Raw genomic sequence first — 24,950 nt, 5'->3', positions numbered from 1 at the left:
CCGGTTCCGCCGCTGTGAAAAACCCCGGCTCAGGCCGGGGTTTTTTGTCGAGGCTGTCAAAGCGCCCTGCGCGCCTACGCCGGCTCCGTACGCCTGCGTTGAAACTGAACCGCGACTCGAGCCTGTTTAGGTCCACGCGCACTTCCGTGCTCTGCTGGCCCGGCAATTCCGCGTCTCCCACTCGAGGTCCACCATGAACACCCCCATCAAGACCCTGCTCGCCAGCGCCGTGCTGCTGTCCCTGCTCGGCGGCTGCATGAGCACCGGTGCCACCCAGGCGAGCGCGCCCCAGTCGCAGCCGCAGGACGAGGCCGGCATGACCCGCACCCAGAAGGGCGCCACCATCGGTGCGATCGCCGGCGTCGTGGCCGGCCTGCTCAGTGGCGACGACGCTACCGAACGCCGCCAGCACGCGATGATCGGCGCGGGTGTCGGCGGCCTGGCCGGCGGCGCGATCGGCCGCTACCAGGACAACCAGGAAAAGGCGCTGCGTGCCAGCATGGCCGGCACCGGTGTCGAAGTCGTGCGCCAGGGCGACAACATCACGCTCGACATGCCCGAGGCCATCACCTTCGGCTTCGACAGCGCGAACCTGCGCCAGGGTTCGTACAGCGTGCTCGACCGTGTCGCCTCCACGCTCAAGGAGTACGACCAGACGGTGATCGAGGTCGCCGGCCATACCGACAGCGTAGGCAGCGCCGATTACAACCAGCGCCTGTCGGAACAGCGCGCGCAGACCGTCGGCAACTACGTGTCGGCCCGCGGTGTCGATTCGCGCCGCATGATGATCACCGGCGCCGGTGCCCGCCATCCGGTCGCCAGCAACGGCACCGATGCCGGCCGCGCCGAGAACCGCCGCGTCGAGATCACGATCGTGCCGCTGCGTTCCTGAGCTACCTGTTTCCCGCGACACCGACGCCCGGGCTTGCCCGGGCGTTTTTTTGCAGCCGGAAACACGAAACCCGGCCGGAGCCGGGTTTCGCGTGCATCGAACAACAGGCGCGGATTACGCCGCGACCGCCGGCGCCTTCGGGTCGCGCCACGCCGCCAGCAGCTCGGCCTCGCGGGCCTTGGCCTTGGCGAAGTGCGCTTCCTTGACGTGGCCGTAGCCGCGGATGTGCTCCGGCACCGAAGCGATCTGCGCGGCGAGCTCGACGTTGTGGCTGTCCAGCGCGGCGATCAGTTCCTCCATCGTCTTCGCATAATCCACGATCAGCTGGCGTTCCATGCGGCGTTCTTCGGTCTTGCCGAAGATGTCGAGCGCGCCGCCACGCAGGAACTTCAGCTTCGCGAGGAAACCGAAGGCCGTGAACATCCACGGACCGTATTCCTTCTTGACCAGGTGGCCGTCGGCATCGCGCTTGGCGAACAGCGGCGGCGCCAGGTTGAAGTGGATGGTGTAATCGCCTTCGAACTGCTGCTCGATGCGGCGCTTGAACTCGCCCGAGGTGTACAGGCGTGCCACTTCGTACTCGTCCTTGTAGGCCATGAGTTTGAAGTAATAGCGCGCCACGGCTTCGGTGAGCGCGGTCGAGCCGGGCGCCTTGCGGGCCTCGGCCTGGCGCACCTTGTCCACCAGCGCGACGTAGCGGCCGGCGTAGGCGGTGTCCCTGGTAGTCGGTGAGGAACTTCACGCGGCGCTCGATGGTTTCGTCCAGGTGCGCGACAGGCGCTCGTCGTCCAGCGGCAGCGCGATCGCGTCGGTCTGCGGCGCTTCCACCAGGCCGGCGGCTTCCAGCACCGCCTGCGGGTTGATCGCGGCCAGGCGGCCCCAGGCGAAGGCGGTCTTGTTCATCTCGATCGCGGCGCCGTTGAGCTCGATCGCGCGCACCAGCGCCTCGTAGCTGATTGGCACCAGGCCACGCTGCCAGGCCACGCCCAGCATGAACAGGTTGGTGGCGATGGCGTCGCCCATCAGGGTGGTGGCGATTTCGGTGGCGGCGACCTGCACCGGCTCGCGGCCGCCCAGCGCGGTGCGGATGGCCTCGACGATGCCGTCGGCCGGGAACTGCATGTCCGGCTGGCGGGTGAAGGGGCCCGGCATCGCCTGGTAGTCGTTGATCACGACTTCGGTGCGGTCGGCGCGGATCTTCGACAGCGCCCAGTAGTCGTTCACCACCACCATGTCGCAGCCCAGCACCAGGTCGGCTTCGCCGGCGGCGATGCGCACGGCGTGGATGTCGGCCGGCGAACGCGCGATGCGCACGTGCGTGGTCACCGCGCCGCCCTTCTGGGCCAGGCCGGTCTGGTCGAGCACCGACGCACCCTTGTTTTCCAGGTGCGCGGCCATGCCCAGCAGGGCGCCGATGGTCACCACGCCGGTGCCGCCGACGCCGGTGATCAGGATGTTCCAGGCTGTTCCAGGTCGCTGCGGACCTGCGGTTCCGGCAGGTTGGCCAGCAGCTCCTTGTTGCCGGTGCCCTTGCGCTTGCGCGGCCCGCCGCCCTTGATGGTGACGAAGCTGGGACAGAAGCCCTTCACGCAGCTGAAGTCCTTGTTGCAGTTGCTCTGGTCGATCTCGCGCTTGCGGCCGTATTCGGTTTCCTTGGGCAGCACCGACACGCAGTTCGACTTCACGCCGCAGTCGCCGCAGCCTTCGCAGACCAGCGAATTGATCGCGGTGCGCTTGGCCGGGTCCGGCATCTTGCCGCGCTTGCGGCGGCGGCGCTTCTCGGCGGCGCAGGTCTGGTCGAAGATCAGCACCGACGTGCCCGGCACGTCGCGCAGGCGCTTCTGCTGGGCGTCGAGCTCGGCGCGGTCGAAGAATTCCACGCCGGACGGGAAGATCGAACGGTCGGACCACTTCTCGATGTCGTCGGAGAGCACGACGATGGTCTTCACGCCCTCGCTGCGCACCCGGTGCGCGATGTCGGGCACGGTCAGGGTGCCGTCCACCGGCTGGCCGCCGGTCATGGCGACCGCGTCGTTGTAGAGGATCTTGTAGGTGATGTTCACCTTGGCGGCGATGGACTGGCGAATGGCCAGCGAGCCGGAATGGAAATAGGTGCCGTCGCCGAGGTTCTGGAAGACGTGCTTTTCGTCGGTGAACGGCGCCTGGCCCGACCAGGTGACGCCTTCGCCTCCCATGTGCGTGAACGTGTCGGTCTTCCGATCCATCCACGTGACCATGTAGTGGCAGCCGATGCCGCCGAGCGCGCGCGAGCCTTCCGGCACCACGGTCGAGCTGTTGTGCGGGCAGCCCGAGCAGTAGTGCGGCACGCGCGGGAAGTTGGCGCGCGGCGCGGCCAGTTCCTTCTCCTTGGCGGCGATCCACTGCAGGCGGCTGTCCATCTGCTCGCTGCGGAAGAAGCGCTGCACGCGCGCGGCGATGACACGGGCGATGCGGGCCGGGGTCAGCTCGTTGGTGCTCGGCAGCACCCAGTTCTCTTCCTCATCGTACTTGCCGATGATCGAGGGACGTGCCCCATGCTCCCAGTTGTACATGTATTCCTTCATCTGCCGCTCGATGAAGCTGCGCTTCTCCTCGACGACGATGATGTCCTCCAGCCCGCGCGCGAACTCGCGGATGCCGACCGGCTCCAGCGGCCAGGTCATGCCGACCTTGTAGACGCGGATGCCGATCTCCTCGGCGACCTTGCGGTCGATGCCCAGGTATTCCAGCGCCTGCAGCACGTCCAGGTAGCTCTTGCCGGTGGTGACGATGCCCAGGCGCGCCTTGGGCGAATCCACCACGACCTTGTCGATGTGGTTGGCGCGCGCGAAGGCCTGCGCGGCCTTCACCGCGTACTGGTGCAGGCGCATTTCCTGGTCCAGCGGCGGGTCGGGCCAGCGGATGTTCAGGCCGCCCGCGGGCATCTCGAAATCCTTCGGCAGCAGGATGTCGAGCTGGTGCGGATTGACGTTGACCGAGGCCGAGGACTCCACCGTTTCCGCGATCGTCTTGAAGCCGATCCAGCGGCCGGTGTAGCGGCTCATCGCCCAGCCCAGCAGGCCCATGTCCAGGATGTCCTGCACGCCGGCCGGGTTCAGCACCGGCATCATCGCGCTTTCGAATTCGCCTTCCGAACCGTGCGGCAGGGTGGACGAGCGGCAGGCGTGGTCGTCGGCGGCCAGCGCCAACACGCCGCCCATGCGCGAGGTGCCGGCGGCGTTGCCGTGCTTGAACACGTCGCCGCAGCGGTCCACGCCCGGGCCCTTGCCGTACCACATGGAAAACACGCCGTCGTACTTCGCGCCCCAACAGGTTGGTCTGCTGCGAACCCCAGACCATGGTCGCGCCCAGGTCTTCATTGAGGCCGGGCGTGAACTCGATGCCCGACGCCTGCAGATGCTTGCGCGCCTTCCACAGCTCCAGGTCGAAGCCGCCCAACGGCGAGCCGCGGTAGCCCGAAATGAAACCGGCGGTGTTGGCGCCGGCGGCGCGGTCGCGCATCTGCTGCATCAGCGGCAGGCGCACCTGGGCCTGGACGCCGGACAGATAGATGCGGCCCTCCTCGCGGGTGTACTTCGACTCGAGGTCGTACTCGCGGTCGAGGGCGGGGAGGCAAGCGGGGCTGGCACGGACATGGCGGGCTTCCGGGGCTGGAGCAAAGACTCGGAATTATAGCAGCGGCCTGTCCCGGGCCCGGACCGGGGGACAAACCGCCCGGCCGGATCCGGCCGCCGGTGCCGTTGGCCCTTGGGCGGACGGGCGTGGCGACAGCTGCGACAGGCGTCACGTCGCCACGCTTCCACGCTCCACGGTCGCCGGGTACAGTCGGCGGACGTCTTCAACCAGGCGGACTTTCGGGGGAAAGGCATGAGTCTGGCGGGTCTGAGCATCCTGTTGGTCGAGGACCACGGCTTCCAGCGCCGGCTGGGCCTGCGCCTGCTCGGCGACCTGGGCCTGACTGCCCTGCACGAGGCCGCCGACGGCTTCCAGGCCCTGGACCTGCTGCGCGGCCTGCCGTCCCCGCCCGATGTGGTGCTGGTGGACCTGGACATGCCGGGCATGGACGGCGTCGAGTTCATCGGCATCGTCGCCCAGGACCGCCTGGCGCATTCGATCGTCGTGGTCAGCGCCATGGAACCCGCCCTGCTGCACACCGTGCAGGTGATGGCCAAGGCCTCTGGCCTGCGCGTGCTGGGCTGCATCGAGAAGCCGCTGACGCCGGGCAAGCTGACCACGGTGCTGTCGCTGTACGAAGCCGACCCCAGTGCCGGCAGCGTGGCCGCCGACATCGAGATCACGCTCGAGCAGGCGCGCGAAGCGCTGTCGCGCGGCGAGATCGTGCCCTACTTCCAGCCGCAGGCCGAATTCGGCAACGGCAAGATCATCGGCGTCGAGGCGCTGGCGCGCTGGAGGCTGCCGGACGGCCGCATGGTGGCGCCGGGCGTGTTCGTGCCGGTGATGGAGGCCGGCGGCCTGATCGACGAACTGACCAGCCTGATGCTGGTGCAGAGCTGCGCCTGGTGGAAACGCTGGCAGGCGCGCGGCCTGGACCTGAAGATCTCGGTCAACGTCTCGGCCCACAACCTGACCGGCCCGGAAGTGGCCGACAAATACGAAGCGGTGCTGCGCGAACACGGGCTGAGCCCGGAACAGGTGGTGCTGGAGATCACCGAAAGTTCGGTGATGAGCGACACCGCCCGCGGCCTGGGCATGCTGGCGCGCCTGCGCCTGAAGGGTTTCGGCCTGAGCGTGGACGATTTCGGCACGGGCTATTCGTCCTTGTCGCAGCTCTCGCAGATCCCCTTCACCGAACTCAAGATCGACCGCGGTTTCGTCAGCGGCGCGCCGACCCAGCCGCGCAAGCGGGCCATGATCGAGACCAGCCTGGACCTGGCCCGCAAGCTGGAGCTGAAGGTGGTCGCCGAGGGCGTTGAAACCATCGAGGAATGGCAGCTGCTGGCTGGCCTGGGCTGCAACTACGCCCAGGGTTACCTGATCTCGCCGCCGGTGCCGGGCGAACAGGTGCCCGACGCGATCCAGCGCTGGCGCCAGACCCACCACTAGGCCGGTGATGGCGCGACCGGGCCCCAAGTTCGGCATCCGACTGCAGCTGCTGGGCCTGTTCGGCCTGCTCCTGCTCACCGGCGCCGGGGTCCTGGCGCTCGACGAGATCGAACGCCAGCGCAACCAGCAGGCGCTGCAGCAGCTCAAGGACGAATCCCTGGCCGGCCTGCGCCGCATCAAGGCGGTGTCGGATGCCTACGGCCTGGATATCGTCGACACCACCTTCCGCGTGCGCAACGACCTGATCGCCTGGGAAGAGGGCGTGCAGGTGGTGGACAACGCCCGCCTGCGCATCCGCGAACACTGGGCGGCGCTGGAGAAACTGCCGCAGACACCCGAACAGGCCAAGCTGTTCCAGCAGATCCAGCGCGCCCGCATCCGTGCCGACACCGCGGCGTTGACCCTGCGCAACCTGCTGGTGCAGCAGGACATCGTCGCCCTGGCCCGGTTCGCCGACACCGAGCTGTACCCGGCGATCGACCCGGTGACCACGCGCATGAAACACCTGAGCGACCTGGAGATGATCGAGGCCGAACAGCGTGTGCGCGACCAGGCCCGCGCCGGCCAGCGCGCCGCCTGGATCCGCACCCTGATGAGCCTGTTCACGCTGGCGGTGGTGGCCGTGGTCGGCGCCAAGCTGGTGCGCAACATCTACAAGGGCGTGGAAGGCCTGACCGCGCTGGCGCACCAGATGCGCCGGCACGACTACCAGGCGGTGCCGCGTTACAGGCCCTCGGGCGAACTGGGCGAGGTGCTGGATGCCTTCCCGGGCATGCGCGACGACGTGCGCAAGTTCGAGGGCGAACTCAACCAGCAGCTGGCGCGCAATGAACAGGTGCGGGCGGCGCTGCAGGAGCGCGAGGTGTTCCAGCGCTCGCTGTTCGCGGCGGCGCGGGTGGCGATCATGTCGCTGGACCTGGATGGGCGCTTCACCAGCTTCAATCCGCACGCCGAGCGCCTGACCGGTTACCGCGCCGAGGAGATGATCGGCAAACGCGGCGTGGATCGCCTGCTGCTGGCCGAAGAGGCGCAGCGCGTGGCCGACGACCTCACCGCCGCGCGCGACGAACGCGTGCCGGCCGATGCCCGCATGATCACCGCGATGATCGAAGCCGGCACGCCACCGCTGGAATGGACCGTGGTGCGCAAGGACGGCAGCCACGTGCCGGTGCTGCTGGCGACGTCGGCGATGCGCGACGGCAGCGGCAAGACCGTGGGTTACCTGGGGGTCGGCACCGACCTCACCCAGATCAAACAGCTCGAGCAGCGCCTGCGCAGCAGCGAGGCGAAGGCGCGCGAGGCCAGCGACGCCAAGTCCAGTTTCGTGGCGGCGATGAGCCACGAGATCCGCACGCCGATGATCGGCGTCACAGGCATGCTGGAGGTGCTGCAGCACAGCCAGCTGGACGACGACCAGCGCCGCACCATCCAGGTGATCCAGCAGTCGGCGCGCTCGCTGCTGCAGATCATCGGCGACATCCTGGATTTCTCGAAGGTCGAGGCCGGCCGGCTGGAACTGTCGCCGACCACGATCTCCTTGCCACGGCTGCTGCAGTCCACGGTCGCCAACTTCAGCGGCTCCGCGTCCAGCAAGGGCCTGGTGCTGACCTGCGAGGTGGACGACCGCATCGGCCCGGCGCACGTGGCGGACGGATTGCGGCTGCGCCAGGTGCTGAGCAACTTCCTGTCGAACGCGATCAAGTTCACCGAGTCCGGCGTGGTCGAGGCGGCGCTGGAATGGAAGGGCCGCGACGGTGACGGCGACCGCGTGTGTTTCCGCATCACCGATACCGGCATCGGCGTTACGCCGGAACAGCAGGCGCGGCTGTTCCAGCCGTTCTCGCAGGCCGAGGGCAGCACCACGCGGCGGTTCGGCGGCACCGGCCTGGGCCTGGTGATCTCGCGCCGGCTGGCCGAGTTGATGGATGCCGACGTGGAGATGGACAGCACGCCCGGTGCGGGCACCACGTTGCGAATGACGGTGTCGCTGCCACGCGGCAAGCTCGAGGAGCTGGAACCCGAGTTGGCGCCGGACCCGTTCCAGGGCTTCATGGCGCGGCCGCTGCCTACGATCGAGCAGGCGCTGGCCGAACGCAGCCTGATCCTGATCGTGGACGACCACCCGACCAACCGCCTGGTAGTGGCGCGCCAGCTGGCGCTGGCGGGTTATGCCAGCGAATCGGCCGAGGACGGCATCAAGGGCCTGGCTGCCTGGCGCACCGGGCGATACGCGCTGATCCTTTCCGACGTGCACATGCCCGAGATGGACGGCTACGAAATGGCGCGCGCGCTGCGCGACGAAGAGGCGAAGTCGAACCGGCCGCGCACGCCCGTGATCGCACTGACCGCAGCGGCCCTGAAGGGCGAGGCCGAACGCTGCCTGGCCGCGGGCATGGACCAGTACCTGGCCAAACCGGTCAGCATTCCCGAACTGGTGCAGGCCCTGCAGCGCTGGCTGCCGCACACCACGCCGCTGGCCGGCGACATGCGCGCACCGGCACCGTTGCCGCAGCTGGGCAGCGAGCCGCTGCCACTCGATCCGTCGGTGCTGCTGCCACTTACCGGCGGCGACGTGCGTGAAACCCGCGCCCTGCTCGACGACTACCTCGCCACCACCCAGGCCGACCTGGTCGAACTGCGCACCGCCCAGGCCGCCGGCGACCTGGACCGCCTCGCCCGCGAAGCGCACAAGCTCAAGGGTGCCGCGCGACTGGTCGGCGCGCACCCGCTGGCCGAAGCCGCCGCTTCACTTGAACACGCCTCGAAGCAGGCGGATTGGCCGCAGGTGCTACCGCATGCAGCCGACGTGGCCACCGCCTTCGAACGCCTGAAGCGCCACGTCGCCGAGCGTTACTGAACAAGCCGATCCAGGTTCATTTTCTGTCTCAATGAGACTGAAAATGAACCTGGATCGGCTTGTTCATGTTCAGTAGCCGGCGGCTTGGCCGTCCTTGCGGCTTTCGCTGGCACCGACGTAGACGCCATTGGCGTGATCGCGCTGGATCGCTTGGTAACCGCCGTAGGGGCCGTCGGCGAATTCGACCACATGCCCCTTGCGCATCAGCGCTCGGATGGTTTCGTACGGAAAGCCGGTTTCCAGGTTCAACACGCCGCCGTCGCTCATCTCGACCACCTGGCCCGCCGGGTCGGTGCTGCCGTCGTGCTGGATGCGCGGGGCGTCGCCGGCTTCCTGCAGGTTCATGCCGAAGTCCACCAGGTTCATCACGATCTGGGCGTGGCCCTGCGGCTGCATCGCGCCGCCCATCACGCCGAAGCTGACCCAGGGGCTTGCCATCTTTGGTCAGGAAGGCCGGGATGATGGTGTGGAAGGGACGCTTGCCGGGTTCGAAGGAATTGGCATGGCCGTCGGCAAGCACGAACTGCTCGCCGCGGTCCTGGAAGATGAAGCCCAGCCCCGGCACCGCCATGCCGCTGCCCATGCCGCGGTAGTTGGACTGGATCAGCGACACCATCATGCCGTCCTTGTCGGCCACGGTCATATAGATGGTGTCGCCCTGGTTGAGCGCGCGCCGCCGGCGTCCACGGCCTTGGCCGCCTTGTCGGGATCGATCAGCTTGCGGCGTTCATCGGCGTAGTCCTGCGAGACCAGCCGCTGCACCAGTGCGTCGGACATGCTGCGGTCGCCGCGGCGCGACGGGAAGAAGTCGGGATCGGCGTACAGGCGAGCGCGGTCGGCGAAGGCCAGCTTCTTGGCCTCGACGAACAGGTGCACGTGTTCGGCGCTGCCGAAGGGAATCTTCGAGAAGTCGTAACCTTCCAGGATGTTGAGGATCTGCAGCGCGGCGATGCCCTGGCCGTTGGGCGGCAGTTCCCACACGTCCACGCCGCGGTAGTTCGCCGACACCGGCTCGACCCACTCGCCGGCATGCGTGGCCAGGTCCTCGTAACGCAGGAAGCCCTCGTTGGCCTTGAAATAGGTGTCGATGCGACGGGCGATGTCGCCCTTGTAGAAGGCGTCGCGCCCGTCGCGGCCTAGGGTTTCCAGCGTGTTGGCCAGGTTCGGGTTGCGCCACATCTCGCCCTTGAGTGGCGCGCGGCCATCGATGGTGAACTGCTCGGTGAACCCGGGCCACTTCGACAGCACCGGCACGCTGCGGCCCCAGTAATAGGCAATCACCTCGTGCACCGGGTGGCCGTCGCGTGCGTACTTCACCGTCGGCGCCAGGTTCTGCGCCATGGTGCGGCGGCCGAACTTGCCGTGCAGCGCGAACCAGGCGTCCACCGTGCCCGGCACCGTCACCGGCAGTGGGCCGTGCGGCGGGATGTCGGTGTACCCGTTCTGCGCGAACCATTGCCGCGACAAGGCTTTCGGCGAACGGCCCGAACCGTTGTAGCCGTGCAGTTTCTTCGACTTCGGGTCCCAGACGATGGCGAACAGGTCGCCGCCGATGCCGTTGCCGGTTGGCTCCATCAGGCCCAGCGCGGCATTGGCGGCGATGGCCGCGTCCACCGCGCTGCCGCCCTGGCGCATCGTTTCCAGCGCGATCTGAGTCGCCAGCGGGTGCGAAGTGGCGGCCATGGTCTCGGGTGCGATCACCTCGGACCGGGTCGCGAAGGGCAGGCCGGTGATCCGGTCGGCGGCCTGGGCCAGTCCCGCCAGCAGCACGGTGGAGGCGATCAGGCAGATGGGCATGACTTTCATCGGTAGGCTCCGGAGCATGGACTGGGCGAAGATAGCGCAATCGCCCCCTGCCCCCTGCGAAGGAATCGTGATGCGCACCCTGGTTTTGAGTCTGTCCCTGCTGATGCTTGCCGCCTGCGGCCGCGAACCGGCGCCTGAAGCCACGGTCGAAGCCCCGGCCGCCGATCCCGCCGCGGTCGCCGCCGAACTCGACGCCCTGCTGGCGGAATGGCACGAGTCCGAACTCAAGGCCAACCCGATCTTCGCCACCGCGCTCGGCGACCTGCGCTACAACGACCAGCTGCCGGATTTCCTGTCGGCCGAATACCGCGCCGAATCCGAAGCGCGCGAACGCGACTTCCTGGCGCGCGTGCAGAAGCTCGACCGCGAGGCGCTCACCGGCCAGGCCCGCCTGAGCCGCGACGTCTTCGTCAGCGACCGCGAACTCTCGCTCGAAGGCAACACCTTCCCCGGCTGGATGCTGCCGGTGAACCAATTCGGCAACTACGGCAGCTTCTTCGCCCAGCTCGGTTCGGGCCAGAGCCTGCAGCCCTTCACCGAGGTCAAGCACTACGACGATTTCCTGGCCCGCATCGCCCGCTTCCCGGTGCTCAACGACAGCGCCATCGCCAACCTGCGCGCGGGCATCGCGGCGGGTGTCGTACAGCCCAAGCCGGTGGTCGAGAAGTCGATCCCGCAGTTCGCCGCGCACATCGTTGCCAAGCCCGAGGACAGCGTGTTCTGGGGTCCGATCAAGGCGATGCCGGAATCCTTCAGCGCCGAAGACCGCGAGCGCCTGACCGCCGACTACCGCGCCGCCATCACCGACACCCTGGTGCCGGCCTACACCGCGATGCGCGACTTCCTGCGTGACGAGTACCTGCCGGCCGCGCGCAAGGGCGTTGGCCAGATGCACCTGCCGCAGGGCAAGGCCTGGTACGCCTACAACGTGCGCACCAACACCACCACCGACCTCAGCCCGGAGCAGATCCACCAGTTCGGCCTGGACGAAGTGGCGCGCATCCTGGCCGAGATGAACGGGGTGCGTGAGCAGGTCGGCTTCGAGGGCGACCTGAAGGCCTTCTTCAAGCACCTGCAGACCGACGACCGGTTCTATTTCAAGACCGAGGACGAGGCGGTGCAGGCCTACCGCGACGTGCAGCAGAAGATCAATCCGCTGCTGCCGAAGTTGTTCGACATCTTCCCCAAGGCCGACTACGAAGTGCGTCCGGTCGAGGCCTTCCGCGCCGAGTCGCACGCCGGTGCGTCCTACCAGCCGCCGACGCCGGACGGTTCGCGCCCGGGCGTGTTCTATCTCAACACCTTCAACCTCAAGGCCCAGCCCAACTTCCTGGTCGAGACGCTGTCCATCCACGAAGCTTCTCCGGGCCACCACTTCCAGATCTCGATCCAGCAGGAAGTGGAATCGCTGCCGGCCTTCCGCCGTTTGGTGGTTACACCGCTTATGCCGAAGGCTGGGCGCTGTACGCCGAGTCGCTGGGCAAGGAGCTGGGCCTGTTCACCGATCCCTACCAGTGGTACGGCCGCCTGAGCGACGAGCAGCTGCGGGCGATGCGCCTGGTGGTGGACACCGGCCTGCATTACTACGGCTGGAGCCGGCAGCAGGCGATCGACTACATGCTGGCCAATTCCTCGATGGCCGAGTCCGACGTGGTCGCCGAGGTCGAGCGTTACATCGTGATTCCCGGCCAGGCCCTGGCCTACAAGGTCGGCCAGCGCGTGATCCGCGAGCTGCGCGAGGAAGCCGAAGCCGAGCTGGGCGACCGCTTCGACGTGCGCGCCTTCCACCGCCAGGTGCTGGTCGACGGCGCGCTGCCGATGGGCGTGCTGCAGACCAAGATCCGCGAGTGGATCGCGGCCGAGAAGGCGAAGCCGGCCGCGGCCGGCTGATCCGCAAGCCTGATGGCCTTCGACGCGTTCGCGCTGATCCTGGCGATGCTGGGACTGGGGCTGGGGTTCCAGCGCCTGCGGCTGTTTCCGGAAAACGCGTCCGAAGTCCTGAACAAGGTGGTGCTGTACGTCTGCCTGCCGGCCTCGGTGCTGATCTACGCACCCAGGCTGGAACTGGGCACCCACGTGGCGGCGGTGGCGGTGGTGCCGTGGCTGCTGCTGGGGGCCACCGTCCTGCTGGTGGGCGCCGTGACCCGGATGCTGAAACTGCGGCCCGATGAACACGCGGTGCTGCTGCTGACGGTGGCGCTGGGCAACACCAGTTTCCTGGGTTATCCGCTGGTGCGCGCGTTGATCGGCGAGGATGCGCTGCCGTTCGCCGTGATCTACGACCAGTTCGGCGCCTTCCTGATCCTGTCGACATTTGGGCTGTACGTGCTTGCGCGTTACGGCGGCGATGCGAAACCAACGGCGGCGATGATTGGGCGACGCATCCTCACTTTCCCGCCGTTCATCGCCTTGGTCCTGGGCCTGACGGTGATGCCGGAAGCTCCGCCCGCGTGGATCGCCAGCGGCCTGCAGCGGCTCGCCGATGCGCTGCTGCCGCTGGTGGTGCTGGCAATCGGCCTGGGCCTGAAACTGGCGCTGCCACGCGACGAACTCAAGCCGCTGGCCGCCGGGCTGGCGCTGAAACTGGCGGTTATGCCGCTGATCGCGCTTGCCCTCGCGCCGCTGCTTGGCCTGCAGGGAGTCCAGCACGACACGGTGGTGCTGGAGTCGGCGATGCCGCCGATGATCACCGCGGCCGCGTTGGCGATATCGCACCGATTGGCGCCGGGCCTGGCGGCGGCGATGGTCGGCTATGGCATCCTGTTCTCGCTGGCGACGTTGCCGGCATGGGCGTGGTTGCTGCAGCGCCTGGCCTGAAGGAGACGGATCGTGTTGCGATTTGCGAGCATGCTGTTGCTGGGCCTCGCTGGAACGGCGATGGCGGACGAAGAGTCAGGGAGCTCGACCGTCGAACAGCGCGCCTGGCACGAATACAACCTCGCGGCAGCTGCGCAGCCGGGCGATGCGGTCTCGGACTGGCTGCTGGCCGACCTGTTCGCGAAACAGTTGAAGCATTCGGAAGACGGCATCGGCCTGCCCGTGGATCCTGCGCTGGTCGGTCGCCTGGTCGAAGAGCGCGACCGGCTGGTCGCGCGCGCCGACGCCGCCCTGATGGATGATCCCGTGATGCTGGCGATGCGCCTGCCCTGTTTCGGCGAGCAGCGCGACGACACCTTGTGCGCGGCACGCCGCGCCCGGCTGGCCGAACTCGACGGCGACAACGGCTTCACCGCCCTGGTGCTGATGACCGCCGCCTGGGGCGCGGGCGACAACGCCGGCTTTGCCGCCGCCGCGGCCCGCGGCGCGCAGGCGACGCATTACGAGTCCGGGGTTGTGACCGTCTTCGACAGCATGCGGGCGCGTTTCAGCGCCGTGCCCGATACGGCGGTGCCGGACATCCCGCTGCACACGGACGGCATCGGCCGGGCCGACGCGAACGCCATGGGACTGTTCGCCGCCGTGGCGTCGCCGCCGTTCCAGTATTTTGTCCAGCCCTGCCGGGAGTCCGAGGGCGAACTGCTGCGCAACTGCCTTGCCATCGCGCGTTTGATGCTGCGCAACCAGCAGTCGGTGATCGATGCCTACATCGGCGCCGAACTGCTCAGCCGGCACGGCACCGAAGCGGACAAGAAGGAAGCCGTCGCGCGGCGACGTGAATTGACCTGGCTCCAGCACCAGACGATTTCCATATGGGGGACGCCGCAGCCGGTTGACGCGCCGCTGGTTGATGCCTATTTCGCCACCTATGCCAGCGAGGGCGAGATCGCCGCATTGCGCAAGCTGATGCGCGGTCTCGGGCGGCCATCGACGCCGCCGGCAGACTGGGTGGCGCCGGGAAGCTTGGGTTCGCCTTGAGCGGCAGCGAATCGCCATACGGATCGAGCATGAACGAACCTGTTTCCAATCCCGGCGTGCGTTTCCCCGCCGCCTGATCTTCCTGCTCGGCCTCGGCGCCGGCCTGGCGCTGTCGCGGCTGCTGTTTCCATGGCCGGTGGTGGAGCCGGGCCTGCTGCCCGTCTTGCATGTCCTGGCGGGCCTGTTCGGCCTGGCGGCGCTGGCGCTGCTGCTCAGCGCGCTCGGCGGCTTCCGCCGCAAGGGCAACGACCCGCGGCCCTGGCGCGAGGACACCGCCTTCGTCGAGGACGGCATCTACCGCCACACCCGCAATCCGATGTACGTGGGCATGGCGCTGGCCTATGTCGCGATCACGCTGGCCTTCAACAGCTACTGGCCCTTCCTGGCCCTGGTGCCGGTGCTGATCGTCATCCACTACTACGTGATCGCCCGCGAAGAGGCCTACCTGGCCGAACGTTTCGGCCAGACCTACCTCGACTACTGCACCCGCGTCCGCCGCTGGCTGTGACCCCATCTCCTCCCCCTGCGTGCAGGGGGAGGCCGGGAGGGGGTGGAACTTCGGAGCCTGATGGCAAGGGTTCGCCCCACCCCAACCCTCCCCTGCAAGCAGGGGAGGGAGCCAATCAGTCGGCGGGGACCGTGCGCGTGCTGGCCCACTCGCGCAGGGCGTTGACCTGTTCGGCCATCAGCACGCTCAGCGGGCGGGTCGCCTTCACTTCGGAAATCACGCGGGCTTCGTCCACCGGCACGTTGTCGGCGTGGGCGGCATAGAGCGCACTGACCACGGCCTGCTCGATCTCGGCGCCGGAGAAGCCATCGGCGGCGTCGGCCAGCGAGGACAGCGAGAAGTCTTCCCAGGCCACTTCGCGCTTGGCCAGGTGCAGCCGGAAGATCTCGGCGCGGGCGCCATGGTTGGGCAGGTCCACGAAGAAGATCTCGTCGAAGCGGCCCTTGCGCAGCAGCTCCGGCGGCAGGTCCTGCACGGCGTTGGCGGTGGCGACCAGGAACACCTGCGACTTGCGCTCGGCCATCCAGGTCAGGAAATAGCCCAGCACGCGTCGCGACACACCGCCGTCCTCGCTGCTGCCCGACGCGGCGAGACCTTTTTCCAGCTCGTCGATCCACAGCACGCAGGGTGCGATCTGCTCGGCCGAGGCCAGCGCGTCGCGCAGGTTCTTCTCGGTCTCGCCGTGGTACTTGTTGTAGAGCGTGCCGAAATCCAGCCGCACCAGCGGCACGTTGAACGCACCCGCCACCGCCTTGGCCGCCAGCGACTTGCCGCAGCCCTGCACGCCCAGCAGCAGGATGCCCTTGGGCGGATCCAGCCCAACCGGCAGCGATTCGGAGGTGAAGGCGGCGCGGCGCTGGACCAGCCAGGTCTTCAGGCGCGCCAGGCCGGCGACCTGGGTGAAGCGGGCGGTGTCGTATTCGAAATGCAGGTGGCCGGATTTGTTGAGCAGCTCGAACTTGAGCTTGGCCAGTTCCGGCAGGTCGCCGATGCCGATGGCGCCGTCGCGGAAGATCAGGTGCCGCGCCAGCCGGCGCGCCTCGGTCAGCGACACGCCGCGCAGGTTGCGCACCAGCACCTTCAGCGCTTCCTGGTCCACTTCGACACGTTTGCCGCCGTGTTCGCGCATGTACAGCGCGGCTTCGTCCTGCACCAGCTTCAGCAGCGCCTTTTCGTCGGGCAGGCGCAGCGAGAAGCGCACGGCCAGGTGTTCCAGGTCTGGCGGCAGTTCGATCTTTGCGCCGACCAGAACCAGCGTGTGTTCCTTGCAGCCGCGGCGGTCCAGCGTCTCGCGCACCATGCGCTGCGTGGTCGCGTAGCCCAGGTAGGGATGGAAATCGAGCAGCAGGTGGATGCCGCGCTGGTCCATCTCGCGGATCGCACGCAGGGTGGCGGTGGCGTCGGGCGGCGCGATCGGCGCGTCTTCGCCGTCCAGGTCCACGCGGCGCAGGCCCTCGGTGATCGACCAGCGGTACAGCGGACGCCAGACGTTCATCAGCAGGTGCCGGAACAGGTCCACCACGCGGCCCTCGTCGGGCGTCTCGATCACGATCAGCGCGGTGTTGCGCGGACGAGGGAGGTGAGGTCCTGCAGTTCGCTCATCGTCGTTCCTTCTCGGGAACGCGGATGATACCGGAGCGTGCCGCGGCGGCTAGGCGTCGCGACGACGGTGCAGGATCGCGGCCAGCACCAGGCAGGCCAGGGCCACGAGATCCACCACCACGACCCGGTGCAGGGCCTCGTTGTACCCGCCGACGCCCCAGGCCAGGGCCAGGAAGGACAGCAGGCTGATCCCGCCCACCAGCAGGGCCGCGCCGCGCAAAGCGCCGTGGAATGCGGCACCGACCAGCAGCGCGCCGACCATCCCGAACAGCACGGCGCGGTGCCGCATCAGGATCTCGAGGTTCGGGTCGCTGAAGTCCAGCCCGTAGAGCCGCGTCAGCCCCTCGGCGCCGGCCAGGCCGATCAGCGGCATCAGGTGGATCACGCCGGGCACCAGGAACAACACCGCCATCAACGCGCCGTTTCGTTTCATGGATCCTCCGTCCCCGTATTCAAAGCAACTGGCGGGCGATGGCCAGGCCGGCTTCGCGGCCGTCGTGCACCGCCGTCACCACCAGGTCGGCGCCGCGCACATTGTCGCCGCCGGCGAAGACCTTGGCGTTTGAAGTCGCGCCGCCGATGCCGGCGGTGCGTACGCGGCCGTTGTCGTCCAGGCCGATGCCGTGCTCGTTCCACCACGCGGCCGGGCTGGCGCGGAATCCGAAGGCAAGGATCACCACGTCCGCGGCGACCACTTCCTCGCTGCCCGGCACGATTTCGGCGACGGTGTTGCGGCCGCCGGCAGCCCGGGTTTCGACCAGGCGCACGCCGTTGGCGCGCACCGCTCCCTCGATCGCCAGCGGCTGGCGGTTGAATAGGAACTCCACGCCTTCCTCGCGTGCATTCTTCACTTCGCGGCGCGAGCCGGGCATGTCGGATTCGCCGCGGCGGTAGGCGCAGGTCACCTCGGCCGCGCCCAGGCGCAACGAGGAACGCACGCAGTCCATCGCGGTGTCGCCGCCGCCGAGCACCAGCACGCGCTTGCCGGCCAGGTCCACGGTCGGATCATCACGATGCACATGGCCCAGCTGGCGGCGTGCATTGCCGACCAGGAACGGCAGCGCGGGGAGCACGCCCGACAGGTCCTGGCCGGGCAGGCGGCCGTCCACCGCGGTGTAGGCGCCGGTGCCGAGGAAGACGGCATCAAAATCGCGCAGCAGTTCCGCGCCAAGAACGCCGTCGACCTCGACGCCGAGATGGAAACGCACGCCCATCGCCTCCAGCACGCCGCGGCGCGTGGTGATCACGGGCTTTTCCAGCTTGAAGGCCGGGATCCCGAAACTCAGCAGGCCGCCGATTTCCGGATAACGATCGAACACATGCGCCTCGATGCCGGCGCGTGCCAGCCGGTCGGCGCAGGCCAGGCCCGCGGGCCCGGCACCGATCACCGCGACACGCTTGCCGGAAGCGCGCACCGCCGACAGGTCCGGGCGCCAGCCCTGGCGGAAGGCTTCGTCAACGATGTATTTCTCGACCGCGCCGATCGTCACCGCCTCGAAGCCGGTGTTGATCGTGCAGTCGCCTTCGCACAGGCGGTCCTGCGGGCAGACGCGGCCGCAGATCTCGGGCAGCGGGTTGGTTTCGTGCGCCAGTTCCGCGGCTTCGAACAGCCGGCCTTCGCGCACCAGCGCCAGCCAGTTCGGAATGTAGTTGTGGACCGGGCACTTCCACTCGCAATAGGGATTTCCGCAGTCCAGGCAGCGCCCGGCCTGGTCGGCGGCCTCGGGCGCGGAGAACCCGCCATAGATTTCCTGCCAGCCGAGCACGCGCAACGTCGCCGGCAACTCGCGCGGCAACCGGCGCGGCAAATCCATGAACTGGAAAGGTTTGGACTTCATGCGCTTGTCTCATCCCCCTGCTTGCAGGGGTCCCCGCACTTCTCCTCCCCCTGCTTGCAGGGGGAGGCCGGGAGGGGGTGGAACTTCGGAGCGAGAGCACACCCCACCCCAACCCTCCCCTGCGAGGCAGGGGAGGGGGCTGATCTGGTGAACGTGCAGGCTCTGGCTCATGCCGCGCGCCTCAGCTCTTCGGCCAGCTGTTCCAGCGAGGCGGCCTTGGGCTTGACCAGCCAGAAGCGGCCGGCGACGTCGCGGAATTCCTCCAGCAGCTGCGCGCCCCCAGGCGCTGCCGGTGTGTTCGACATGGCAGCGCAGCAGCGCGCGCAGGTGGTGGCGATGGTGTTCCATGCCCTCGGGCGTGATGCGCAGCACGTCGATCAGTTCGTGGTTGTAGCGGTCGACGAAATCACGGTCGAGGTCGAGCACATAGGCCAGGCCGCCGGTGAGACCGGCGCCGAAATTCAGGCCGGTGCGGCCAAGCACCGCCACCACACCGCCGGTCATGTACTCGCAGCCGTGGTCGCCCACGCCCTCGACCACCGCCGTGGCGCCGGAATTGCGCACCGCGAAACGTTCGCCCGCCCGACCCGCCGCATACAGTTCGCCGCCGGTGGCGCCGTACAGGCAGGTGTTGCCCATGATCGGCGTGTCGCGCGGCACGAACCGCGAGCCCGCCGGCGGCTGCAGCACGATGCGGCCACCGGCCATGCCCTTGCCGACGTAGTCGTTGGCGTCGCCGGTCAGGTGCAGGTGCAGGCCGCCGGCGTTCCAGGCGCCGAAACTCTGGCCGACGTTGCCCTGCAGGCGCACGGTGAGGGGCACGTCGGCCATGCCGTGGTTGCCGTGCACGCGGGCGATCTCGCCCGACAGCCGCGCGCCGAGGCTGCGGTCGGAATTGCGCACCGGGTAGCTGAACTCGCCGCCGGCGCCGGCATGGATCGCGGCGCGCATCTCGTCGAGCATGCGCGTGGCCAGCACGCCGGTGTCGCGCGGGCGGTTGCGGGTCTCGGTGCAGTGGCGTGCCGCGTCGCCGCGGCCGTCGGCGGCCGCCAGAAGCGGTGCCAGATCGAGGCCACGCTGGCGCGGCGTCTGCGCTTCGGCCAGCGCCAGCAGGTCGGTGCGGCCGATCAGGTCCTCGAGTTTCGCCACGCCCAGCACGGCCAGCCAACGGCGCACGTCTTCGGCCACGAAGCGGAAGAAGTTCATCGCCATTTCCGGCAGGCCGATGAAATGGTTCGCGCGCAGGCGCGCATCCTGCGTCGCCACGCCGGTGGCGCAGTTGTTGAGATGGCAGATGCGCAGGTACTTGCAGCCCAGCGCCACCATCGGCGCGGTGCCGAAACCGAAACTCTCGGCGCCCAGGGATCGCGGCCTTGACCACGTCCAGGCCGGTCTTCAGGCCGCCGTCGGCCTGCACGCGCACGCGGTGCCGCAGATCGTTCAGACGCAGCGTCTGCTGCACTTCCGCCAGCCCCAGCTCCTGCGGGCGTGCCGGCATGGTGGATGGAAGACAGCGGCGAGGCGCCGGTGCCGCCGTCGTAACCCGATACCGTGATCAGGTCGGCATAGGCCTTCACCACGCCCGCGGCGATCGTGCCGATGCCGGCGTGCGAGACCAGCTTCACGCTGACCAGCGCGTCCGGGTTCACTTCCTTGAGATCGAAAATGAGCTGGGCGAGGTCTTCGATCGAATAGATGTCGTGGTGCGGCGGCGGCGAGATCAGTCCGATGCCGGGCTTGGCGTAGCGCAAACGCGCGATCATCGGATTCACCTTGTGGCCCGGCAGCTGGCCGCCTTCGCCGGGTTTTGCGCCCTGGGCGATCTTGATCTGCAGCACTTCGGCATTGACCAGGTATTCGGGCGTGACGCCGAACCGGCCCGAGGCGACCTGCTTGATCTTGCTGCGCTTTTCGGTGCCATGCCGTGCGGGATCTTCGCCGCCTTCACCCGAGTTCGAGCGCGCGCCGAGGCGGTTCATCGCCATGGCCAGCGCCTCGTGCGCTTCCGGCGACAGCGCACCCAGCGACATGCCGGCGGAATCGAAACGCGCCAGGATGGCTTCGGCGGGTTCGACCGCGTCGAGTGCGGCCGGCGCCACGTCGTCGCGCAGCTTCAGCAGGTCGCGCAGCGTGCACGCCGGCCGGCCGTCCACGTGGTCGGCGTAGGCCTGGTAGTCGGCCGCGTCGCCGCTGCGCACCGCGCGCTGCAGGCTGGCGATCACGTCCGGGTTGTACATGTGGTACTCGCCGCCGTGCACGTACTTGTGCCGGCCGCCGGGTTCGATCTCCTCGGCCTCCAGCCAGCCACGTTGCGACAACAGCCAGGCTTCCGCCTCGAGCTCCGCGAACCCGGCGCCCTGGATCCGGCTCACCATGCCGGGGAAACACAGATCCACCACTTCCTGCTTCAGGCCGACGATCTCGAACAGCTGCGCCGCGCGGTAGCTGGCGATGGTGCTGATGCCCATCTTCGACAGGATCTTCAGCAGGCCCTTCTTGATGCCGCGCCGGTAACTGCGGCCCAGTTCCGCCGGTTCGTTGCCGGCCTTGCCGTCCACCACGCCGGCGCGGCCCAGGGCCGCCAGCGTCTGGTAGGCGAGATACGGATACACGGCCGTGGCACCGACGCCGATCAGGCAGGCCATGTGGTGGGCGTCGCGGGCGCTGCCGGTTTCGACCACTAAGGTTGGCGCGGCAGCGCAGGCCCGCGGCCACCATATGATGGTGCACGGCGCCGGTGGCCAGCAGGGCCGGTACCAGCGCGCAGTCGCGTTCCGGGTAACGGTCGCTCAGCAGCAGGATGACGGCACCGGAACGCACGGCGGCTTCGGCTTCGGCCTGGAGGCGGTGCAGCGCCTGTTCCAGCGATTCACCGGCCTCCAGGTGCAGGTGGACCAGCGCGTGCGCGGTCTCGAACTGCGGCAGCGCCAGCAGCTGGCGCAGTTTGCGCTGGCTCAGCACCGGCGAGTTGAGCATCACCTGCACGGCGTTGTCCGGCGTGGCTTCGAACACATTGCCTTCCGGGCCCAGCTGGGTGGTCAGCGACATCACGATCTGTTCGCGCAGCGGGTCTATCGGCGGGTTGGTCACCTGCGCGAAGGCCTGGCGGAAATAGTCGCTGACCGGGCGGATCTGGTGCGACAGCACCGCGAACGGCGTGTCGTCGCCCATCGAGCCGGTGGCTTCCTGCTCGGTTTCCGCCAGCACGCGCAACTCGGTCTCACGTTCCTCGCGCGTCAGCTGGAACAGCTTCTGGAACCGCCGCAGCGTCGCTGCATCGAAAGGTTCGGCCGCCAGCGACGGATCCACCAGGCTGGTGCTGAGGTAGGTGACGCCCTGCTTGAGCCAGGCCTTGAACGGCGCCCGCGCCTTGTTGATGTCATCAATGGCGTCGGTGTCGAGCAGTTGCCCACGCTGAAGATCCACCGCGAGCATCTCGCCGGGTCCGAGTTTGCCCTTGGCGACGATGTCCCCGTCGCGCACGTCGTACACGCCCATCTCCGAGGCCACCACCAGGGTGTTGTCGGCGGTCAGCAGCCAGCGCGCCGGGCGCAGGCCGTTGCGGTCGAGCGTGCAGGCGGCGTAACGCGCGTCGCACATCACCACGCCGGCCGGGCCGTCCCAGGGGTCGGTGGACAGGCCGTAGTACTCGTAGAAGGCGGCGAGGTCGGGATCCTTGTATTCCAGCGACGCGGTCGCCGGCGGGATCAGGATACGGATGGCCTGCAGCAGGTCCATGCCGCCGGCCAGCAGCAGTTCCAGCATGTTGTCCAGGCTCTGCGAATCCGAACCTTGAAGGCACACCAGGGGGCTGCAGCGCTGCCAAGTCCAGCCGCGGCGTCTTCCAGTGCGCGGCGCGTGCACGGGCCCAGTGCCGGTTGCCTTCGATGGTGTTGATCTCGCCGTTGTGGGCGAGCAGGCGGAAGGGCTGGGCGAGTTTCCAGGCCGGCGCGGTATTGGTCGAGAAACGCTGGTGGAAGACCACCACCGAGCTGGCCAGCTCGGGCCGCGCCAGGTCGGGAAAAACCTTCGGCAGCGCGTCGGGCAGCACCATGGCCTTGTAGCCCAGGGTCGCGGCCGACAGCGTCACCACGTAGAAGTCCGGGTCGTGTGCCAGCGCCTGTTCGGCGCCGCGGCGGGCCAGGAACAGCGCGCGCTCGAACGCGTCCGCGTCGCCGCTGGACGCCACGAACACCTGCTCGACCCGAGGCAGCCCGCGCAGCGCGATCTCGCCACAGTCGCCGCGCGACACCGGCACCACCCGCCAGCCCGACACCGACAGGCCCTGGGCGGCCAGCGCCTGCACCAGGGCGTCGCGTGCTTGCGAAGCCGCCGTGTCGTCCAACGGCAGGAACACGGTTCCGCAGGCGTCGCCGGTGCCGAAGGCCAGCCCGGCCTCGGCAGCGATGGCTTCCGGAAGGCCTGCGGCCGCCGCATCAGCAGCCCGCAGCCGTCGCCGCTCAGGCCGTCGGCGCCGACCGCGCCGCGATGGGTCAGCCGCGCCAGTGCCCGCAGCCCGGCGTCCACCAGCCCCCGCGAGGCACGGTCGTCGATCTGCGCGATCAGCCCGAACCCGCAGCTGTCGCGCTCGAAATCCGGGGAATGCAGGCCCGGCACCGGGGAGCTGTCATGCGCCCTCCGCGAGATGATGTGGGGGCCCCGCCGCAAGTGACGGACACGCGTCGGCGACAGGGCTGACCCCACGGTCACACAGCGGATTAGAGTTTCTGCTCTCGACCGCCTTCCGCCGCCTGCACCCTCGGGGTAGAGTGCAGGCTCTTCCCGATGCGGAGGTCCGGCATGCGCATGATTCTGGTCGCCAGCTCGAAGGGAGGCGCCGGCAAGACGACCGTCGCCACCAACCTCGCCGCCCATTTCGCCGTTGACGGCAAGGCGACCGCGATCCTGGACGCCGACCCCCAGAAATCCTCGACCCACTGGTGCCAGAAGCGCGCCGCGATGGACACCGCCGTGTTGCCGATCGACGGCAGCAAGCGCGGCTGGGACAAGCATGTGCCCGACGGCGTGCAGCGCCTGGTGGTGGACGCCCGCGCCGGCGCCATGGCCGACGACCTGCTCGCCTTCCTGGACCGGGCCGACGCCGTGATCGTGCCCGTGCTGCCCTCGGCCATCGACCTCGAGGCCACCGTGCCCTTCCTGAACTCACTGGTCGCGCACCCCCGCGTGAAGAAGGGCAAGCTGCCGGTCGGCATCGTCGCCAACCGGCTCAAGCCCTGGACCACCAACTCCGAACAGGCCATCACCCAGCTCAAGGGCTGGCCCTATCCGCTGGTGGCGCAACTTCGCGACACCCAGGCCTATGTACTGATGGCCGCCCTGGGCAAGTCGGTGTTCGACTACCACTCCGAACAGATCCGCAGCCACCAGGACGACTGGGCGCCGCTGCTGCGCTGGCTCAAGAAATCGCTCTGACCCGCCCCAAGCCGCTGACAAGGAATGCCATGCGCGAACTGATCCTGCTCCGCCACGCCCACGCCGAACCCGCCGCGCCCGGCCAGGAGGATTTCGACCGGCCGCTGTCCCTGCAGGGCCAGGCCGAGGCGGAGGCCGCTGGGCGCTGGCTGCGCGACCACGGGTACCTGCCCGACCGCGTGGTCAGCTCGCCGGCCCGGCGGGCCCGGGAAACCACCGAACAGGCCCTGGCGGCACTGGGCTACGTCGAACTGCGGCAGGAACAACGCATCTACGACGCCACCCCGGGCATGCTGATGCAGGTGGCCGACGAACACCGCGAACTGTCCAGGGTGCTGCTGGTGGGCCACAACCCGGGCTTCGAACAGCTGGCAGCCCTGCTGTGTTCCGGCCAGTCCGGCGACTTCCGCGGCATGCCGGCCGGCGGCGTGGCCGTGCTGGCCCTGCCCGCAGACGCGGCGCTGGAGCCGGGCATCGCCCGCCTCGCCGCCTTCTGGTGGCCGTAGGCGGATGATCCGCGCCTGGGCCCGGACCGCCGGCGTCTGCCTGGCGGGCCTGGCCTGCGCCACGGCCCTGGCCACCCCCATGCGTGAAGCCTTCGACCCCGCGGCCTCCCGGGCCGGCTTCGAAGTCAGCCTGCGCGTGCTGGGCGACGTCAGCGGGCGCTTCCGTCAGCTGGAGGGCGAACTGCAGCCGGCCGGCGACCGCTGGCAGGTGCGCGTGCGCCTGGATGCGCGCCAGCTCGACCTCGACGGGCCGGCATGGATGGTGCGCGCCACCCGCTCGGACAAGTTCCTGGACGTGGAACGCCACCCCGACATCCGCTTTGAATCCGACCCCTTCCCGCGCGAACTGCTGCGCCGGGGTGGCGAGCTGAGCGGACGGCTGCAGCTGCGCGGCCGGACCCGGCCGGCGGTGTTCACGGTGGCCCCGTCCTCCTGCAAGGTGCCCGGCCGCCAGTGCGATATCCGGGTGTACGGCAGCGTCAGCCGCCGCGATTTCGGCATGGCCGCCCAGCGCATGTGGGTGCGCGACGACGTGGGTTTCGACTTCCGGGTGCGTTTGAGCGACCCTGTGCGGCCATGATCCGCCGCC

Annotated in this window: 11 protein-coding genes and 5 pseudogenes; 10 read left to right on the top strand and 6 right to left on the bottom strand. The window is 68.7% G+C overall.

Annotated features, from left to right (window positions below; genetic code table 11):
- Positions 1-193 precede the first annotated feature (193 nt).
- Positions 194-892, top strand: coding sequence for a YiaD family glycine zipper/OmpA-like lipoprotein (locus FRZ33_RS03260; protein ID WP_322619008.1), 699 nt, complete (start codon positions 194-196; stop codon positions 890-892).
- Between the two features lie 114 nt (positions 893-1,006).
- Here FRZ33_RS03260 and FRZ33_RS03255 read toward each other — a convergent pair.
- Positions 1,007-4,444: pseudogene (locus FRZ33_RS03255) on the bottom strand (indolepyruvate ferredoxin oxidoreductase family protein).
- Positions 4,445-4,759: 315 nt separating this feature from the next.
- On the opposite strand from FRZ33_RS03255, the gene FRZ33_RS03250 reads away from it, so the two are divergent.
- Both FRZ33_RS03250 and FRZ33_RS03245 read left to right on the top strand, forming a co-directional pair.
- Positions 4,760-5,956 carry an EAL domain-containing response regulator gene (locus FRZ33_RS03250; RefSeq protein WP_146907600.1) on the top strand — a complete coding sequence of 399 codons (1,197 nt, stop codon included), beginning with the start codon at positions 4,760-4,762 and terminating at the stop codon, positions 5,954-5,956.
- Positions 5,957-5,963: 7 nt separating this feature from the next.
- On the top strand, positions 5,964-8,813 hold the full coding sequence (locus tag FRZ33_RS03245; protein ID WP_146907598.1) for an ATP-binding protein: 2,850 nt from the start codon (positions 5,964-5,966) through the stop codon (positions 8,811-8,813).
- Between the two features lie 69 nt (positions 8,814-8,882).
- Here the strand turns inward: FRZ33_RS03245 and ggt are convergent.
- Positions 8,883-10,619: pseudogene (gene ggt / locus FRZ33_RS03240) on the bottom strand (gamma-glutamyltransferase).
- On the opposite strand from ggt, the pseudogene FRZ33_RS03235 reads away from it, so the two are divergent.
- From FRZ33_RS03235 to FRZ33_RS03220, 4 genes and pseudogenes are all read left to right on the top strand, one after another.
- Positions 10,603-12,509: pseudogene (locus FRZ33_RS03235) on the top strand (DUF885 domain-containing protein). The pseudogenes ggt and FRZ33_RS03235 sit on opposite strands and share 17 nt — an antisense overlap.
- Before the next feature lie 12 nt (positions 12,510-12,521).
- Positions 12,522-13,436, top strand: a complete 915-nt coding sequence (locus FRZ33_RS03230) for an AEC family transporter (protein WP_146907596.1) — start codon at positions 12,522-12,524, stop codon at positions 13,434-13,436.
- Between the two features lie 12 nt (positions 13,437-13,448).
- Entirely contained in the window at positions 13,449-14,474 is a 1,026-nt protein-coding gene (locus FRZ33_RS03225) for a hypothetical protein (RefSeq protein ID WP_146907594.1), read from the top strand.
- 163 nt (positions 14,475-14,637) lie between these two features.
- Positions 14,638-14,982, top strand: a complete 345-nt coding sequence (locus tag FRZ33_RS03220; RefSeq protein ID WP_158637071.1) for a methyltransferase family protein — start codon at positions 14,638-14,640, stop codon at positions 14,980-14,982.
- Between the two features lie 115 nt (positions 14,983-15,097).
- Here FRZ33_RS03220 and FRZ33_RS03215 read toward each other — a convergent pair.
- The 4 genes and pseudogenes from FRZ33_RS03215 to gltB all read right to left on the bottom strand — a co-directional run bounded on the left by FRZ33_RS03215 (position 15,098) and on the right by gltB (position 23,072).
- Positions 15,098-16,584, bottom strand: a pseudogene (locus FRZ33_RS03215) (AAA family ATPase).
- A 49-nt stretch (positions 16,585-16,633) separates the two neighbouring features.
- Positions 16,634-17,017, bottom strand: coding sequence for a phosphopantetheine adenylyltransferase (locus FRZ33_RS03210; protein ID WP_146907591.1), 384 nt, complete (start codon positions 17,015-17,017; stop codon positions 16,634-16,636).
- 19 nt (positions 17,018-17,036) lie between these two features.
- Entirely contained in the window at positions 17,037-18,422 is a 1,386-nt protein-coding gene (locus tag FRZ33_RS03205; protein ID WP_146907589.1) for a glutamate synthase subunit beta, read from the bottom strand.
- A 167-nt stretch (positions 18,423-18,589) separates the two neighbouring features.
- Positions 18,590-23,072: pseudogene (gltB, locus tag FRZ33_RS03200) on the bottom strand (glutamate synthase large subunit).
- Positions 23,073-23,222: 150 nt separating this feature from the next.
- Between gltB and FRZ33_RS03195 the strand changes: the two are divergent.
- The 3 genes from FRZ33_RS03195 to FRZ33_RS03185 are packed head-to-tail and all read left to right on the top strand — an operon-like array spanning position 23,223 to position 24,941.
- On the top strand, positions 23,223-23,855 hold the full coding sequence (locus tag FRZ33_RS03195; RefSeq protein WP_146907587.1) for a ParA family protein: 633 nt from the start codon (positions 23,223-23,225) through the stop codon (positions 23,853-23,855).
- A 29-nt stretch (positions 23,856-23,884) separates the two neighbouring features.
- Positions 23,885-24,361, top strand: a complete 477-nt coding sequence (locus FRZ33_RS03190; protein ID WP_146907585.1) for a SixA phosphatase family protein — start codon at positions 23,885-23,887, stop codon at positions 24,359-24,361.
- Between the two features lie 4 nt (positions 24,362-24,365).
- Positions 24,366-24,941 (top strand): YceI family protein, encoded by a 576-nt coding sequence (locus FRZ33_RS03185; protein ID WP_146907584.1) that lies wholly within the window; start codon positions 24,366-24,368, stop codon positions 24,939-24,941.
- Positions 24,942-24,950 lie beyond the last annotated feature (9 nt).

Origin of the sequence: Arenimonas daejeonensis (assembly GCF_007993735.1) — a bacterium.
GTDB classification, from domain to species: Bacteria; Pseudomonadota; Gammaproteobacteria; order Xanthomonadales; family Xanthomonadaceae; genus Arenimonas; species Arenimonas daejeonensis.
The sequence above is the reverse complement of the archived record's forward strand: the minus strand, read 5'-3'. Positions and strand labels throughout refer to the sequence as shown.

Coding starts and splice junctions, on each gene's coding strand:
- FRZ33_RS03245 (WP_146907598.1), top strand. CDS start 5,964: ATGGCGCGACCGGGCCCCAAGTTCGGCATCCGACTGCAGCTGCTGGGC.
- FRZ33_RS03230 (WP_146907596.1), top strand. CDS start 12,522: ATGGCCTTCGACGCGTTCGCGCTGATCCTGGCGATGCTGGGACTGGGG.
- FRZ33_RS03250 (WP_146907600.1), top strand. CDS start 4,760: ATGAGTCTGGCGGGTCTGAGCATCCTGTTGGTCGAGGACCACGGCTTC.
- FRZ33_RS03260 (WP_322619008.1), top strand. CDS start 194: ATGAACACCCCCATCAAGACCCTGCTCGCCAGCGCCGTGCTGCTGTCC.
- FRZ33_RS03195 (WP_146907587.1), top strand. CDS start 23,223: ATGCGCATGATTCTGGTCGCCAGCTCGAAGGGAGGCGCCGGCAAGACG.
- FRZ33_RS03205 (WP_146907589.1), bottom strand. CDS start 18,422: ATGAAGTCCAAACCTTTCCAGTTCATGGATTTGCCGCGCCGGTTGCCG.
- FRZ33_RS03190 (WP_146907585.1), top strand. CDS start 23,885: ATGCGCGAACTGATCCTGCTCCGCCACGCCCACGCCGAACCCGCCGCG.
- FRZ33_RS03210 (WP_146907591.1), bottom strand. CDS start 17,017: ATGAAACGAAACGGCGCGTTGATGGCGGTGTTGTTCCTGGTGCCCGGC.
- FRZ33_RS03185 (WP_146907584.1), top strand. CDS start 24,366: ATGATCCGCGCCTGGGCCCGGACCGCCGGCGTCTGCCTGGCGGGCCTG.